The organism is Salinigranum rubrum, from assembly GCF_002906575.1.
GTDB lineage: Archaea > Halobacteriota > Halobacteria > Halobacteriales > Haloferacaceae > Salinigranum > Salinigranum rubrum.
In genome coordinates, this window is record NZ_CP026309.1 from 770,638 (window position 1) to 785,584 (window position 14,947).

General features: G+C 64.5%; 12 protein-coding genes. 1 reads left to right on the forward strand and 11 read right to left on the reverse strand.

Annotated elements, in window-relative coordinates; all coding sequences use genetic code 11:
• Positions 1 to 20: 20 nt before the first annotated feature.
• The 5 genes from C2R22_RS03655 to C2R22_RS03675 all read right to left on the reverse strand — a co-directional run bounded on the left by C2R22_RS03655 (position 21) and on the right by C2R22_RS03675 (position 6,956).
• The gene (locus tag C2R22_RS03655) at positions 21 to 2,126 is read right to left on the reverse strand and encodes a dipeptide ABC transporter ATP-binding protein (protein ID WP_103424552.1); all 2,106 of its coding nucleotides are present in this window, start codon (positions 2,124 to 2,126) and stop codon (positions 21 to 23) included.
• On the reverse strand, positions 2,123 to 3,043 hold the full coding sequence (locus C2R22_RS03660; RefSeq protein WP_103424553.1) for an ABC transporter permease: 921 nt from the start codon (positions 3,041 to 3,043) through the stop codon (positions 2,123 to 2,125). The genes C2R22_RS03655 and C2R22_RS03660 overlap by 4 nt, the downstream gene beginning before the upstream one ends.
• A complete protein-coding gene (locus tag C2R22_RS03665) occupies positions 3,043 to 4,026 on the reverse strand; it encodes an ABC transporter permease (RefSeq protein ID WP_103424554.1) in 984 nt (327 codons plus the stop codon). The genes C2R22_RS03660 and C2R22_RS03665 overlap by 1 nt, the downstream gene beginning before the upstream one ends.
• Before the next feature lie 18 nt (positions 4,027 to 4,044).
• Complete coding sequence (locus C2R22_RS03670) at positions 4,045 to 6,030, reverse strand: ABC transporter substrate-binding protein (protein WP_103424555.1); 1,986 nt, start codon at positions 6,028 to 6,030, stop codon at positions 4,045 to 4,047.
• A 206-nt stretch (positions 6,031 to 6,236) separates the two neighbouring features.
• Positions 6,237 to 6,956 (reverse strand): helix-turn-helix domain-containing protein, encoded by a 720-nt coding sequence (locus tag C2R22_RS03675; RefSeq protein WP_245902871.1) that lies wholly within the window; start codon positions 6,954 to 6,956, stop codon positions 6,237 to 6,239.
• Positions 6,957 to 7,235: 279 nt separating this feature from the next.
• On the opposite strand from C2R22_RS03675, the gene C2R22_RS03680 reads away from it, so the two are divergent.
• The gene (locus C2R22_RS03680) at positions 7,236 to 8,372 is read left to right on the forward strand and encodes an RNA ligase (RefSeq protein WP_103424556.1); all 1,137 of its coding nucleotides are present in this window, start codon (positions 7,236 to 7,238) and stop codon (positions 8,370 to 8,372) included.
• Between the two features lie 62 nt (positions 8,373 to 8,434).
• Here C2R22_RS03680 and C2R22_RS03685 read toward each other — a convergent pair whose 3' ends face one another.
• From C2R22_RS03685 to C2R22_RS03710, 6 genes are all read right to left on the reverse strand, one after another.
• Positions 8,435 to 8,917, reverse strand: a complete 483-nt coding sequence (locus tag C2R22_RS03685; protein ID WP_103424557.1) for a YciE/YciF ferroxidase family protein — start codon at positions 8,915 to 8,917, stop codon at positions 8,435 to 8,437.
• 199 nt (positions 8,918 to 9,116) lie between these two features.
• Positions 9,117 to 10,070, reverse strand: coding sequence for a thermonuclease family protein (locus C2R22_RS03690; protein ID WP_103424558.1), 954 nt, complete (start codon positions 10,068 to 10,070; stop codon positions 9,117 to 9,119).
• Between the two features lie 143 nt (positions 10,071 to 10,213).
• On the reverse strand, positions 10,214 to 10,588 hold the full coding sequence (locus C2R22_RS03695) for a hypothetical protein (protein WP_103424559.1): 375 nt from the start codon (positions 10,586 to 10,588) through the stop codon (positions 10,214 to 10,216).
• Positions 10,589 to 11,362: 774 nt separating this feature from the next.
• Entirely contained in the window at positions 11,363 to 11,641 is a 279-nt protein-coding gene (locus tag C2R22_RS03700) for a hypothetical protein (protein WP_162562368.1), read from the reverse strand.
• A 421-nt stretch (positions 11,642 to 12,062) separates the two neighbouring features.
• A complete protein-coding gene (locus C2R22_RS03705; RefSeq protein ID WP_103424561.1) occupies positions 12,063 to 13,172 on the reverse strand; it encodes a sensor histidine kinase in 1,110 nt (369 codons plus the stop codon).
• Complete coding sequence (locus C2R22_RS03710) at positions 13,169 to 14,791, reverse strand: bacterio-opsin activator domain-containing protein (RefSeq protein WP_103424562.1); 1,623 nt, start codon at positions 14,789 to 14,791, stop codon at positions 13,169 to 13,171. Before C2R22_RS03710 ends, C2R22_RS03705 begins: the two co-directional genes overlap by 4 nt.
• Between the last annotated feature and the right edge of the window lie 156 nt (positions 14,792 to 14,947).

The following is a 14,947-nucleotide window of genomic DNA, read 5'->3' on the forward strand; positions in this document are numbered from 1 at the left end:
AGTTCGGGGCGGAGAGGACCTCAAAGCGTCAGTTCGTCCTCGACGGCCTTCGAGAGTTCGTCCTCGTGTTCCTCGGCGTACCGTTCCAGCAGTTCGTCCTCGACGTCCTCGACCGGGAAGTAGCAGGCCGCCTCGTGTCCGTCGTCCGCGAACGCCGAGCGTGCCGGGTCCTCGCTGCGACACGTCTCGTCGGCTTTCGGACAGCGCGGCGCGAAGTTACAGCCGTCGGGAAGGTCGACCGGATTCGGCGGTTCGCCGGGCAAGAGCACCCGCTGGCGGTCGACGTCGGGGTCGGTTCTGGGCGACGCCGCGAGGAGCGACGCCGTGTACGGGTGTTTCGGCGTGCGGACGACGTCTTCGGTCGTTCCGAGTTCGGCGATCCGACCCAGGTACATCACGGCCAGGCGGTCGGCGATCTGGGTGAGGCTCGCCAGGTCGTGGGAGATGTAGACGATGCCGATGTCGCGCTCGTCGGCCATCTCCCGCAGGATGTTGAGGATGTTCGCCTTCAACGAGACGTCGAGCATCGACGCCGGTTCGTCACAGATGAGCAGCGTCGGTTCGAGGACGAGTGCCTGCGCGATAGCGACGCGCTGGCGCTCCCCGCCCGACAGTTGCGCCGGCAACTGGTCGAGGTACTTGTCGACCGGTTCGAGCCCCACGTCCGCCAGCGTCTGTCGGACGCGGCGGTCGATCGTCTCGCGGTCGTGGCCCTGTATCTTCAGGGGTTCGGCGACGGCCGCACGAACTCGCTGGCGGGGGTTGAGCGAGTCGAACGGGTCCTGGAAGATGAACTGCACCTGCGAACGGAACTTCCGGGTGCTCTCTTCGAGCAGCGCGTCGACGGGCGTTTCGTCGATGAAAATCTCCCCGCCGGTCCGCTCTTGGAGCGCGGCGATCACCTCCGCCAGCGTGGACTTCCCGCAGCCGGACTCGCCGGCGACGCCGACGATTTCGCCCTCGCGGACGGTGAGGTCGACGCCGTTGACGGCCTTGACGTAGTTCGGCTCTCTGCCGCGCAGGTCGTCGAGCATCCCCTGTGGCTGTTTGAACCACTTCTCGAGCCCCTGGGTTTCGAGGATGACGTCGCCGCCGTCGTCCGTCCGTCCCCGCTCGTCACGAGCCTCGATTCCCCAGGTCTCCGGGTCGGCCGCCTCCTCCCGCATCTCGTCCGCCTGGTCGGTGTAGTAGCAGGCCGACAGCTGTTCGTTGGCCTCGACCAGCGGCGGGTGGCCCTGCTCGCATTCTTCGGTGGCGAACGGGCACCGATTGCGGAACACACAGCCCGTCGGCTCGCCGACGAGGTCCGGGAGCGACCCCGGGATGGAGATTGCCTGCTGGTCGAACTCGTCGACCTCGGGGAAGGCGTTCTTCAGGCCCATCGTGTAGGGGTTCGTCGGCGTCCTGAAGACGCGGTCCGTCTCGCCCTGCTCCATCACCTTCCCGCCGTAGAGGACCGACACCTCGTCGCACGTCTCGGCGACGACTCCGACGTCGTGGGTGATGAGGAGGAGCGAACTGCCGGTCTCCTCTTGGATCTGCATCAGCTTGTCGATGATCTTGTCCTGGACGATCACGTCCAGTCCGGTCGTCGGCTCGTCCGCGATGATGAGTTCGGGGTCTAACGCCAGCGCCATCGCGATGGTGACCCGCTGGCGCATCCCCCCCGAAAACTGGTGAGGGTAGTCGTCGACCCGGTCGGGGTCCAGCCCGACCATCTCGAACACGTCGGCGACGCGCTCGTTCGCGGTCGCCTTCGAGACGTCCCGGTGTTTTCTGATCGCCTGGCGGATCTGTGCGCCGACGGTCATCACGGGGTCCAGCGAGTCCATCGCGCTCTGTGGGATGTAGGCGATGTCCTCCCAGCGGACGGACTGCCAGTCACGCTCGGAGAGTTCACGTAGCTCCCGTCCGTCGAATCGGATGCTTCCCTCGCGGACCTCGCCGTTGTCGTCGAGCAGCCCGAGCACGGACTTGGCGAGGGTCGACTTCCCGCAGCCGGACTCGCCGACGAGCCCGTAGTTGTCCCCCTCGTCGATCGAAAAGGAGACGTTGTTGACCGCGTGCACGTCGTCGTCTGGCATTCGGTACGTGATCTTCACGTCGTCGACTTCGAGCAGGCTCATTCTTGCTCCGTTTGCAGGTCGGGGTTGACTATCTCCTCGAACGCCCGTCCGACCAGGAAGACGGCCGTCGTGACGGCACCGATACCGAGTGCGGGCGGGAGCACCCACCACCACGCCGTGCGGATGGCGCCCGAGCGGAACACCTGCTGGAGCATCCGGCCCCACGAGGTCGTCGTCGGGTCGCCGAAGCCGAGGAACGCGAGCGACGCGCCGGCGACGATAGACCAGCCGACGGCGTAGGCGGTGTACAGGAAGCCGATCCCGAGCACGTTCGGCGCGACGTGGAGGAACATCGTCCGCGTGTGACCGGCCCCTCTCGCCCGGGCCGACTTGACGAACGTCCGCTCCTTGACCGTGATGACCTCCGAACGGATGACCCGCGCGGGCATCTTCCAGAGGAAGACGACGAGGACGGCCGTGATCACCCAGATGCTCGGGGTGACGAACGAGAGGATCACCAGCGCCATCGGCAGCAACGGAAGCGCGAAGGTCAGGTCGGTCAGCCGCATCAGGAACTCGTCGACGCGACCGCCGAAGTACCCGCTCGTGAGTCCCACGAGGAACCCCACGACGCCGGTCCCGACGCCGCCGAAGAGACCGACGATGAGCGTCGGCCGCGCGCCGGCGAGGAACTGGCTCAGGACGTCCTTGCCGAACGAAGTCGTCCCGAAGGGGGCTTTCACGCTCGGACTGGTCAGCCGCATGATCGACCCACCCTGTCGGAGCGTGTCCTCGATGGGTGCGTAGGGAGCGATGTACGGACCGAAGAGACCGAGGAAGCCGAACGCGACGATGATCGCGAAGCCCACCTTCGCCGCGTTGTCCTCAAGCACGACGCTCAGCGTGCGTCTCGCCCGGCCGAACTCCGAGCGGAGTCGGTCTCTCGCGGTGTCGGCGTCGAGGTTGTATCCCGACATCAGACGTCACCTGCCCCGACCGTCGGGTCGAGTTTCGCGTACGCCACGTCGGCCGTGAGGTTCATCACGATGACCGCCAGCGCCATGATGAACACGGCAGCCTGTACGGTCGGGTAGTCCTGCTGGAGAATCGCCTGGACGAGCGCGCGGCCGATTCCCGGCCACGCGAAGACGACTTCCAGCGTGATCACTCCCTGAAAGAGCATGCCCGTCCGGAGCGCGAAGTACGTCACCAGCGGGAGCAGTGAGTTGCGGCCGGCCCGACCGAGTTGTTCCATCTCCGACAGGCCCTTCGCGCGGTGAAGCATGAGGAACTCCGAGCCCTTGCGCTCGACGACGGAGTTGCGCGCGAGCATCAGGAAGTCACCGCTGTAGAACAGCACCGTCGCCGTGAACGGGAGGAGGTAGTGTTTCAGGAAGTCGACCGAGAGGTACGTCTCCGCGTACCCCTGCGGGTTGGCCAACGGACTTCGCATCCCGAAGGCGGGCAGCCAGTCCAACCCGTACGAGAAGACGATGAGCAGGAGGATCCCGGTCACGAAGATGGGCGTCGCGCGGAAGACCGTGGTCACGACGATGCTCGACTGCTCGAACCACGACCCGCGGTTCCACCCGGCGTACATGCCGGCCAGCGAACTGACGATCGCCGTCGCGACGAGCGCCGGCAGCAGGAGTACGAGCGTGTTCACCAGCGCCGGGATGATGATCTCACCCACCGGCCGCTGCTGCGTGATCGAGATCCCGAACTGGAGCGTGAACAGGTTCTGGATGTACTTGATGTACTGGACGTACATCGGCTCGTCGAGCCCGTACATCGCGCGTACCTGCTCCACCTGCTCGGGCGTGAGCGACCCGGAGGCCACGAGTCCGCTGAACGGGCCTGCCGGGAGCAACCGAAGCGTCGCGAAGATGACGCTGACGGAGATCAGCGTCAGCACCACCGCGATCAGCGTCCGTTTTGCCAGGAAGCGTCGGAAGGTCATTGGTCGATTCTGGTCCCGTTAGGAGAAGTCCGCCTGGTCGAGTTCGGATCTGGTGGCGTGGCCGTCTTCGACCCGTTCCTCGAAGGCGCCCCAGGCGTCACCCTGCGGAGAGACGAGCATGTCGTCGCCGTTGAAGGTGTAGCCCGCCTGCTGGAGCATCGTCCGGGCCTGCTCGACGTCGTACGCGTAGGGCTCGGTTTCGCCGTAGAACGGCGTCAGTAGCGGCGTGAGCAGGTTCTGGCCCTGGATGGCCTCCCCCCGACCGCCGAGCGTGCTCTCGACGAAGCCCTGCTTGTCCACGGCGTGGCTCAGGGCCACGCGGAACGTCTTGTCTCGGAACAGCGGGACGATGTGGTTGATGTGGACGTCGGTGGGGACGTAGTTCCGTGCGGTCTGTTTCTCGACGCCGCTCGCGTTCGCCGCACGCTCGGCCTGCTGGTTCGAGACGGTCGTCCCGATAGCGTCGATGTCGCCGGCCTGCATCGCGCCGATGAGCGTCGAGACGTTGCCGACGTTGACCTCGACCAGCCCGTCGATCCCGTCCCCGGGGACGAAGTACTGCTCGCCCATGATCTCCCGACGGGTCTCGTCGTCCCACAGCCAGTGGTCCGCGTGCTTCTCCAGGCGGAGTTCCGACCCCTGCTCCCAGTTGACGAAGCTGAACGGGCCGGTGCCGACCGGGTTGTCCGGGTTGTACTCGCTGGGGCTGTCGACGTCGCTCCAGCGGTGTTGTGGGATGATCGCGCTCCGGACGGCCCGCTGGGTGAGGAACGCCGCGTCGGGCTGTGTGAGGTTGAACCGCACCCGCCCGCCGCCGTTGCTCGACAACACTTCGACGCTCTCGATCGGTCGGTAGAACGGGCCCTGCTGGGGGGCCGTGTGCTGCTTGTACATCTCGACGCTGAACTTGACGTCCTCCGGCGTGAACGACTCGCCGTCGTGCCAGGTCACCCCCTCCCGGAGGTCCATCTCGACGGTCGTGTCGTCGACCACGTCGGCGTTCGTCGCCAGTCCGGGAACGATCTCTAGCTGGGGCGAGGCGTCGAACAGCCCGTCGTAGACGTTCAACAGGCGCTTTTCCTCCTGTCCACCGCTGGACCACGGGAGGTTCGTGCCCTGCATCCCCGACGTGACGCCTTTCACCCAGGTCGCCGAGTCGCCCGTCGGCTGGAGGTTCACCTGCGTCCAGATGAACGAGTCGCGGGTCGTCCCGTTGCCGGGCGTCGGGACGTACCCCTCCCAGTTCGCGGTGTTGGCGACCGTGATGACCTCGGGGAAGTTCGACGCGATGATGTAGGCGTCTTCGCTGAGTTTCCGTTGAATCTCCTGACAGATCTCGGCGCGCGCCTCGCGGTCGCCGATCGTGGTCGCCTGCTCGTCGAGGAGTTCGGTGACCTCGTCGTTCTTGTAGTTGTAGTAGTTCCCGCCGGTTTCGGGGTGTGCCCGCATGAGGAACGGGTTCGGGTCGAGTCCGCGCTGGGGGTCCGGACCGTGGAGGTTCATCGTCGCCGGCACCGGATGGCCGATGTCCGCCCGCCAGAACTCCCCGTATCGCGTGCTGGGCTGGACGTTTTTGAGGTTGACCGGCACCCCGATGTCGTTGAACGACTGCTGGATCATCAGCGCGTGTTCGCGCATCCACGGGGTCTCCGACTGCGCGAACTGGACCGTGACCTCCGGGATGGCCTCGCCCTCGACCACGGTGTACTCGAACTGGACCGCCTGATCGTTGACGTCGACGCCTTTCGTGTCGACCGGCCACTCCTCCCAGAACCGCGTCTGGATCGAGTTGCCGCCACCGCTGCCGCCACTACCGCCACCGCCGCTTCCGCTGCCGTCTCCGCTCCCACCGCCACCACTGCCGCCGCTTCCACTTCCGCCACCGCCACCTTGATTGCCTCCACAACCGGCCAGTCCCGCGGCCCCCACTGCGCCTGCGATTCGAATGAACCGACGCCGCGATGTCGTACCTTTCTCCATCTCGACGGATCTGTCGCGTGACATTACACGTCCCCGTCTCTGCTATATCGGCCTGAACCTACTCCCGATGCCGACCAATCATAATCATCCTTTATGTACAACACCTCCCCGCGGGCTCACGACGCCGGTTTCGAGCGTAACTCGGTACGGAACAGTTTCATATTTTAGATTTAGTAAAAATCCATACAGGTACTCCTCGTCGCAAGGGTCGGGATGCACCCCACCGTCGGTTACTCGCGGTCGTCCGGCGTGTCGAACGAGGCGCCGTCGGTCGAGAAGACGAGGTCGAACAGCTGTTTTTCCGCCGTCCGAAGGCGTTCACTGAGCGTCGACTGCGCGATGTCGAGTTCGGTCGCGATGTCGTCCGCGGACGCCCCGCGCGGCACGTCGAAGTAGCCCCTCGCGTGGGCCGTCTGGAGGACGGTTAGCTGCTCTTCGGAGAGTTCGTTCCGCAACACGCGGCCGAGATGCCCGCTTCCCAGCGGTTCACCGGTCGTCTCGACCTGATTCACGCTCAGGAGTTCGAACCGTCCGAACCGCTCTTGGATCTGGTCTGCGAGGGTCCGAAACGCCTCCCACGCTTTGACCGTGACGACGCCGTCGAAGTGGTCGTCGTGGAGTTCCAGTCGGTTGGGGATGGCTTTCCCTCGCAGGATGACGCCCAGTAAGAACGGATACGGTTCGTGCGCGACGACCGTCAGCCGATAGGTCGACTGGCCGGCCCGACTCGCCGACACTCGCTCGTGGTGGAACAGTTCGACGCGCGAGAGGGGGGCGACCGCGGACTCCGGATCGAACGTCGTCCCCGAGGTGACCAAAAGCGACTCGATCCAGTCGCCCTCGTCGGCGTAGAAGGCGTTCTCGAACTCGATCCGTCGCACGTCCGGGAGATGCGTCTCGAGTTCGCTCACGACGCCGGACGCGGTGGTTTGGAATTCGATGCGGAGCATCTCGGGTCACCCCGGTCTGACCTGCTCGACCTGTTACGTTAGCCTATAATTAAGCTGTTTGTTCCCGGGCGCGAGACGACTCGACCTGTCGGCCCTCCCCGGGGGCGACACCGAACGGCGCGACGGGCGAGGAGACGTGGCGGAGGGCACGCAGAGGGTGGTCGGTCGTGCTCCACCGTCCCCGACCCGCGCACGTCCTCGTCGTTCGACCACGCGCGAACGCTTCGGGACCTGTGCGTCGACCGAGATTTTTCCCCCGCGGCCGCCGTCGGGAGCAGTATGGACGAACGGGAGTACTTCCAGCGGCTGGAGTCGACCGCCGAGACCCCGTCCGACCTCTTCGAGCACTTCGAGACGCGCACACACGCGGGATGGACGTACCACGCCCTCCCCTCCGCTCACCACGACATCGAGCGTGGAACCGTCATTATCCCCGACGCCGACGTCGTCGTCCGCGGGTATCCGAGCGTCCCGCGAGTCCTGGTTCTCGACCCGGGAATCGAGTCCGTCTTCGGCGAGGAGGCGGTCGCCGTCGAGGAGAAACTCGACGGCTTCAACGTTCGAATCGCCGACCTCCCCGGGGAAGCGAGCGAGTCGCTCGCGTTCACCCGTGGGGGGTACGTCTGCCCGTACACGACAGGGCGGGCCCGTGACCGACTCGATCTGTCGGCGTTTTTCGCCGACCACCCCGAGAAGGCCCTCTGTGCGGAACTCGTCGGCCCCGAGACGCCGTACACGTCCCACGACTACGACGACGTCGACTCCCACGAGTTCCGCGTGTTCGACGTCCGCGACCGCGCGTCCGGTGACCCGCTCTCGGTCGAGCGTCGACGCGACCTCTGTGCGAGGTACGGCTTCGAGCAACCACGGCTGTTCGGGCGCTACGAGCCGTCTGACGCCGTCGAAGCCGTCCGTAAGCGCATCGACCGCCTCGACGACGCAGAGCGGGAGGGCGTGGTGCTGAAGTCGACCGACGGCACTGCGATGGTCAAGTACACCACCGAGTCGCAGCACCACGCCGAACTCGCCTACGCCTTCTCGCTCCCGTTCGACTACGGCCGCGACTTCGTCTTCTCGCGGGTCGTCCGCGAAGCGTTCCAGGCGGCCGAGTTCGATGACTCGTCCGAGCGCCTCCGCGAACGCGCCCACTCCCTCGGCGAATCGATTCTCCTGCCGATGGTCGAGACCATCGACGACGTCTCGGCGGGGGAGGCGGTCGGCGAGCGCCAGACGGTCCGGGGGCCGTCCGACGAGGTCGACGCGCTCTTCGACCACCTGCGCGAGCAGTCGCTCACGCTCGACGTCGAATCCGACCGACGCGAGAACGGCGAGCGCGTCGTCGAGTTCCTCAAGGTGTCCGAGGCGACCCACGACCGCATCCAGTACTACCTCGGCGGTGGAACGCGCGACGAGTGAGTCCGTCGGCCGCTCACGCTCGGAGGGGCTCCGTCAGAAGAGGACGGTCGCCGTCTCGGACCCTACTCGCCCCGGTCGAACGACTCGATCCGTGAGTGAAGCTCGTCGATGGTCTCCGCGTCCTCGTCGAGGTTCTGGCGGAGGAGGTCCGCGGCGGCCTCCCGACCGAGGTCCTCGGCGAGGTCGATCAGGCTCTCGTACGCCGTCTGCTCGTACCGCTCGGTCTTTACCGCGGTGACGAGGTGGTAGTAGTCCATGAGCGACCCCGTCTCGTTCTCCTCGAGGAACTCCTCCCACTCGGCGAGCAGTCCTTCGATGCCCTCGCACTCTTCCATCTGCGGCGGTTCGCCCGTCTCCTCGAACACCTCGACGAGCCGCTCGACGTGGACGCCCGTCTCGGTGGCGTGGTCGTCGAAGAACGACGCGAGCTCCTCGTCGTCGGCGTGCTCGGCCATCCGCGTGTAGGCCTCGGTGAGCTCGTGCTCAGCGAAGTAGATGTTCTCTAGCTCGTGCTCGAACAGACCGCTGACAGTCTCGGCTGACATCGACCGGTCCTTGGACGCTCGGATGAAACGTCTTGAGCTTGCATTCTCCAGTGATACGATTTCCGACGGCTCACCCGCCGGTGTGCGCGTCAGCCGTTCGAGCGCCCCGTTTCCTCCGTCGGCCGGTCCGCCCAAACCGTCGGCTGTTCGTCGACCCCTCGGCGACTCCGCGCTCTGCTGTCACAGTCGGCTCCCCCGTCTATTCTGCGACGTGCGGCGCCACGTCGGTGACTTGCTCTATCGAGGTGACGTCGATTTCGGGTTCACCGTCCCGCGGCGGATACCGCTTCACCGGCCCCGTCACGAACGCGTAGCTTCGAGTCGGTCGCTGAACGGTCGTGCCGTCGGACTCGGCGACGTACCGCTGTCGGAGGAGCGAGAGCACGCGCTGTCCCGACTCGGTCTCCAGCGCGTCGGGGAGGAACAGTTTGAACCGCTGTTCGCGCGAGCCGTTGCTGGCGACGGCGTGGGCCGCGCCGACGCGCTCTACCTCGGCGATTTCGGTGAACACCGTCGCCTCGCTCCCCGCCCGTTCGCGGAGAGCGTCGTAGTCCAGTCGGCTGTCGAACACGTCACCCTCGGTCGCTGCCGCGCGGTACCGCTCGACGGCTTCTGCCCTGAGTGCCCACCACGCCGAGAGGCCGTGATAGTCGCGCATCTCGGCCCCGTTGACCGCGAACTGGTTCCAGACCCCCCGGTCGTTGGCCTGAGCCTCCCGTTCGGCCTCGCGGTACCGTTCGTGATTGACCTGGACCGCCGCGTAGCCGTACTTCGTGAAGTAGGGGCTGTACCCCTCGCGGATCATGTGCTCCTGGAAGTCCTCTCCGTCGACGTACACGTACACGAGGAGTCGGCCGTAGTTGTCGCGGTACCGGCGAAGACACTCCGCCAGGGACTCGGTCCCGGGGAATTCGAGCGTGACAGTCGACCCACTCGGGACGAACTCCGTGGCGTGCTCCTTCGCCGCGACCCCCCACGGCGTCTTCGGCTTGCCGCTTCCTCCCCGGGACTCCTCGGTGTCGAGCGCGAGTATCCGGAGGTCGACGACGTCCGACTCCGCGTCGCCGGCCTCGGGGAACCGGACCTTGATGGTGTCCCCGTCGACGACCCGTTCCACCCCTACCTCCTGTGTCGTGCCGGTCGGCGTCGGCATGTCGAACAGACGATACGATTCGAGTCAATATAAACACATTTTCTGTGCGCTCGGTCTGTCCGTCCGCCGAGAACGATCCAGGAACTGACCACTGTCAGGTGTTTTTCTGATCCCCGTGGTTCGAGGGCAATGTCTTCTGTGAATCAGACTCGCTCGAGAGCCTCGTCGATATCCAGCGGGACTTCCTCGCCACTCACTTCGAACCTTTGGAACCAACTCTCTTCCATTTCTCGTTTGAGCGCCGTTCTGACCTCGGCGTGAGGATTGCTCTCCACGAAGGTTTGGAGCGACTCGTCACTCTCCCAGGCAGCAACTGCCCAGAACTGCTTCTGGGGTAATTTGGCGCGCAGGGCATAGCCGATCAGCCCACTCGATTCCGCCAGCTGTGCTTCTATCTCCCGGGTCCGCCAGAGAACTCTTGGCACTGTCCGGTACCGCAACGGGTGCAGATACCCGACGACCCCCTGGAGCTCTGATTGCGGGTCAGGTTCAACGAAGGATTTCCACGCAAAATCCATGGTGTACGTTACCGTACAACACGATTGGAGGTAATCTTTCCGTCACCGCTGCACGGACGGTGGTGAAGGCTGGTCCGTCGGGACAACGATAGCTCGTCGGATCAATCGGCGCAGTTACCCTCTGTATCCAGCACGCAGTTGTCGAGGGATGGCTGGTTAGTTCTTAGTTCCTACCGGTGATGGACTCGACGGAGCGCATCAGCCGTCGCTGTCCACGAGATACGGATGTATTTCCGTGCAGTCGCCAGTCGAACCAGCCCATCAGGGCTTGTAGCGGCACCGGAGCGACGCCTTTGTAGGCGTGGTAGCCGGCGGCAGTCGCTCGCAGACAGTGTGGATAGAGGTGCTCCGGTAGATCGGCCTCGCTCGCGGTAGCCTGTACTCGTCTGTTGATCGTCGAACGGGAGCGAGGGCAACGCCTCGTGCCGGGTGGCGAAACGCTCGACACATAGCTCCAGTCGAAGCGAGAGGTCGAACGGAATGAGCCGAACTGAGGATACGGCCTTCGGATGCCACCGGGATGTGACGGGATCGTCGACAGACGAGTCGCCGTTGTGGGTGGCCTCCTGTGGGGTTCGTGGCCTCGACTGTTCGGATGGTTCGACTCATCTTCTGGCTTCGTACCTGGTTATGCGTGCTGTTTTGTTGACCGCTGTGGTTGGCGTGGAATATGCGGCCTTGCTATCGACGGTGGATTGGTAGGGTTTGTCGGCTGTATCCCACCCTTCAGAGCGGGGTTCTAGCCTCGAACTCCCATACCCCAGGTCGTGTCGGTTAGAAGCTGGGTTTGCCTGAGCCACCGCCTCGCCCCACGTAAGCCGCAGTGAAGGCGGTGACGTTGTTGATCGGGAACGCGTTGATTGTGGCATCGTTCCCTATTCCAGCAAGCGAGTACAGGCTCGGCGGAAGGGTGGGCACATCGTTGCCCTTCCCGTCGAGTGAGGACAGCGTCGGAGGGAGCGGGTCGTTGCCCTTCCCGTCAAGCGAGTACAGGCTCGGCGGAAGGGTGGGCACATCGTTGCCCTTCCCGTCCATTGGTTCGGCTGCGGCCATTCCGCTGGTTCCAGCTACCGCGGAGGTCAACATGACCGCGACGAGAAGTACTCTGGTGGCAGTGCGTCCAGCCGTGATGTGGGTCAGTGCTTTCATCACAGTTGGAGGCAAGACGTGGTATTCGATGAAGTCAGACGCTCAGTATTGCAGCGCGTCTCCGGCGCTCACCTCTAGATAATTAGCACGAATCGAGCTGTTCGGCCAGAACCGGGGTCTCGCTTCGCACGCTCACCCAGCGGCTGATTCGTCGGTGATGAACCAATCCGACCCGTGAGCAGGCAGAACGCGGGAGTTGGTTTCTGGATAGCTGTCACTCACACCTGTAGTCTCGCCTCGCCAGCACCTACGGTGAGTGCAGCCGGAGGACCGTTTCAACTCGCTTCAGCCACCGTGAGTCGTTCACCGGGTCGTTACCGGTCGGTCACGTGAGAATCGAGACGTCCGTGAACTCGAATCTGGCTCCCGTGTCCGAGTCGGTCGATGTAGCATCGGGTGATACGACCGATACCCACCAGCCATGCTCCTGTGCGATCCGATCGACGATGGCGAGTCCGAGCCCCCGACTCCCCGGTGTAGTCGTCACGCCGACCCTGAACACACTGTCGCCGACTTCCGACGGGATTCCCGGGCCGTCGTCGACGACCGCGAACCCATCTGGAATCGGTTCGACAGCCACGGTCACATCAGGCCCCGCATGCTCCACGGCGTTGCGAAAGAGGTTCTCGAAGATCTGGCGAAGACGGTCGGCGTCGGCTCGGATCGTCGGTACATCTGGTGAACTGACGAGCGTGGCGTCGGCCGTGTCGACTGTCTCCCACGCGGACTCGGTTGCGTCCCCCAGCGCAACCGCGTCGGTCGGGTCGATACCTCCTGCGCTGGCCGAGTTGACATCGCTGACTAGTTGTTCGATCCGATCGAGTGCGCCCGCGACTTTCTCGAAGTGGACATCCTTGCCGGCCTCCTGTGCTGCTTCGAGGCGGATTCTAGCCACTTCGAGGGGGTTCCGAATGTCGTGGGTCACGACGTCCAAGGTTCGTTCGAGGCGGTCTATCCTCGCCACCAGTTCGAGTCGTCCTTGCTCGAGTTCTGGAACGGTAGTGAAGTGGAGATAGCTACCAGTGTGGTCTGGCCCTGTGTCGATCGCTCGGACGTGGAAGTGACGTCTGTCGCCCGAGAGGACCTGTGCGAGTCGAACCGTCGAGTCGGCTGTCCCGCCGACGGCATCGAGGATGTTCCTCACGGTTGTCGTGTCATGCGGGCTGATGTCGTGGGCGTCAGCGTCGTCATCTGTGGTTGAGACGATTCGGCCAGCAACGGTGACCTGCTCGAGAGGGGTGCCGATGCAGTCGCGGTCGACGTTGAACGTCGATTCGAAGGCGGGGTTCACCATGTGGAGCACGAGCGCATCTGGACGCGAATTCGGCTCATCTGACCGGGCGGGCCGGTATGACAGAACGGGATCGGGAAACACGTCGAAGAGACCACTCTCCGTCGATCCCTGGTCCGGCCCGGTATCTGGGGCCGCTGTCATTGGTCTCCCCCCTGCTCACCTTGCCACTCGTCACGCTCGTCGCGAAGTGGTCGCCCCGGGTCATCGGAGATGAATGCGTCGACCAGCTTCCACTGGGCGGCCCGGAGGTGGTAGTGGAGCGTGGGGGAGGAGATCCCAAGTCCCTCGGCGAGTTCCTCGGCCGTGCTGTCACGTGGTGATTTGAAGTAGCCGCCGTGATACGCCACCCTCAGTGTCGTTTGCTGGCGGTCGGTGAGTCGCTCGTGGAGCGAGCTTCGGAACTCCTGAGCCGTCTCGACGTCCCGCTCTCGTTCCCGCTTCGCGAGGAGATTCGAGTCGGGAAATCGATCACCGACGGCCTCGACCACTGCGCGGATGTCCTCGTCGGGGGCGAGTTCCGCGACGACCCAGCCGACGCCCTCAGTGTACGTCACCGTACGGACGGTTGCGCCGTATTCCACCAGGGTCAAGAGTGGTGATTCCTCGGTGATGGTGAGTTCGAGCAGTCCACCGTCGGTCGCCTCGTCTGCTGTCGTTTCGTGGACGACGCGTGCGTCGACAATCCCAGTCGAGTCTACCACCGTCTCGAGGAGTTTTCCGGGTGGCACTCCCTCGACGCTGACGAAACAGCGCAACGCGCCTTCAGAGAGCGGGACGACGCCTTCAACCGCGAGCGAGCATGCCAGTCGAGATGACGCCGCCAGCAGAGCGTCCGCAGAATCGGTCAGGCGGAACCTGAGTTCGACCACCGTGTCCGACAGGAGGAGATTGCGCTGTCGAGCAGCGTTGATGACGAATCCCATCGCGACGCCCAACGTCTCCAGGCTCTTGCGCTCGCGCTCGGTGAAGGCGTTCGCGCGAGCGGCGTACACGCCAAGGACGCCGTAGGTGGTCGTACCGTATCGAACGGGGACCGCGATGGCAGACTGCAGCCCGCGAGCGAACGCGACGCGCCGTATCTGCTCGGGCACTGACTCGTCCTCGACGAGTTGTCGAACGAGTCGCGTCTCACCGGTTCGTGTGACGGCTTGTTCCAGGTACTCCGGCCCATCGGACGTTCCACTCTCGTCGACGAGCAACTCGACGACACCTTCGTATTCGCCAGCAGCACTCCGGTAGATGAGACGGTCGGTCAGCAGGTCGCGCTCCCCGACCCACGTGAACTCGTAGAGATCGCTCGCCGCAAGCCGTTCACAGACGGTCCGTTCGATTTCCTCACGATTCGTCGCGCCGACCAGTTCGCGGATTATCTCCTGAATGGCCGCGTTGATGCGCGTGAGACGGTCTAATTCCGCCTCGCGGTCGGTAATCGAGTCCTCCAGGTCTTTGCGAGCAGTGACGTCGTGGAAGACGACCACCATCCCACTATCCACAGGGACCGTCCGAACCTCGAACCATTTCCCGATGTCGGGGAAATAGTCCTCGAAGTCGATCGCAGCCGGCTCTGAGTCCTCATCAGCGACGGACTCGTGGAACCGCGAGTCGACCGACCGGGGAAAGACATCCCGGACATCGAGGCCGGTCAACTCCGAGACCTCACGATGGAGGCTGGCCGCCGCGACGGCGTTCGAACGAGTGACGAGCCAGTCCTCATCGACGACGAACACTCCGTCTGTCACGTAATCCAGGGTATCGTCCATAGTATCGTGTTAGACGGTACCAGTAGTCAAGATTCGGACTGGCCTGACAGAGTGTACTCGTGTGGTCTGTCATTCAGACGGGTTCTCTATGTCGAAGATGACGCCGCCGTCACCTGCGGGGAGGAGCCAGTTCGATGGTCGGTCTGGCCCCGGTCG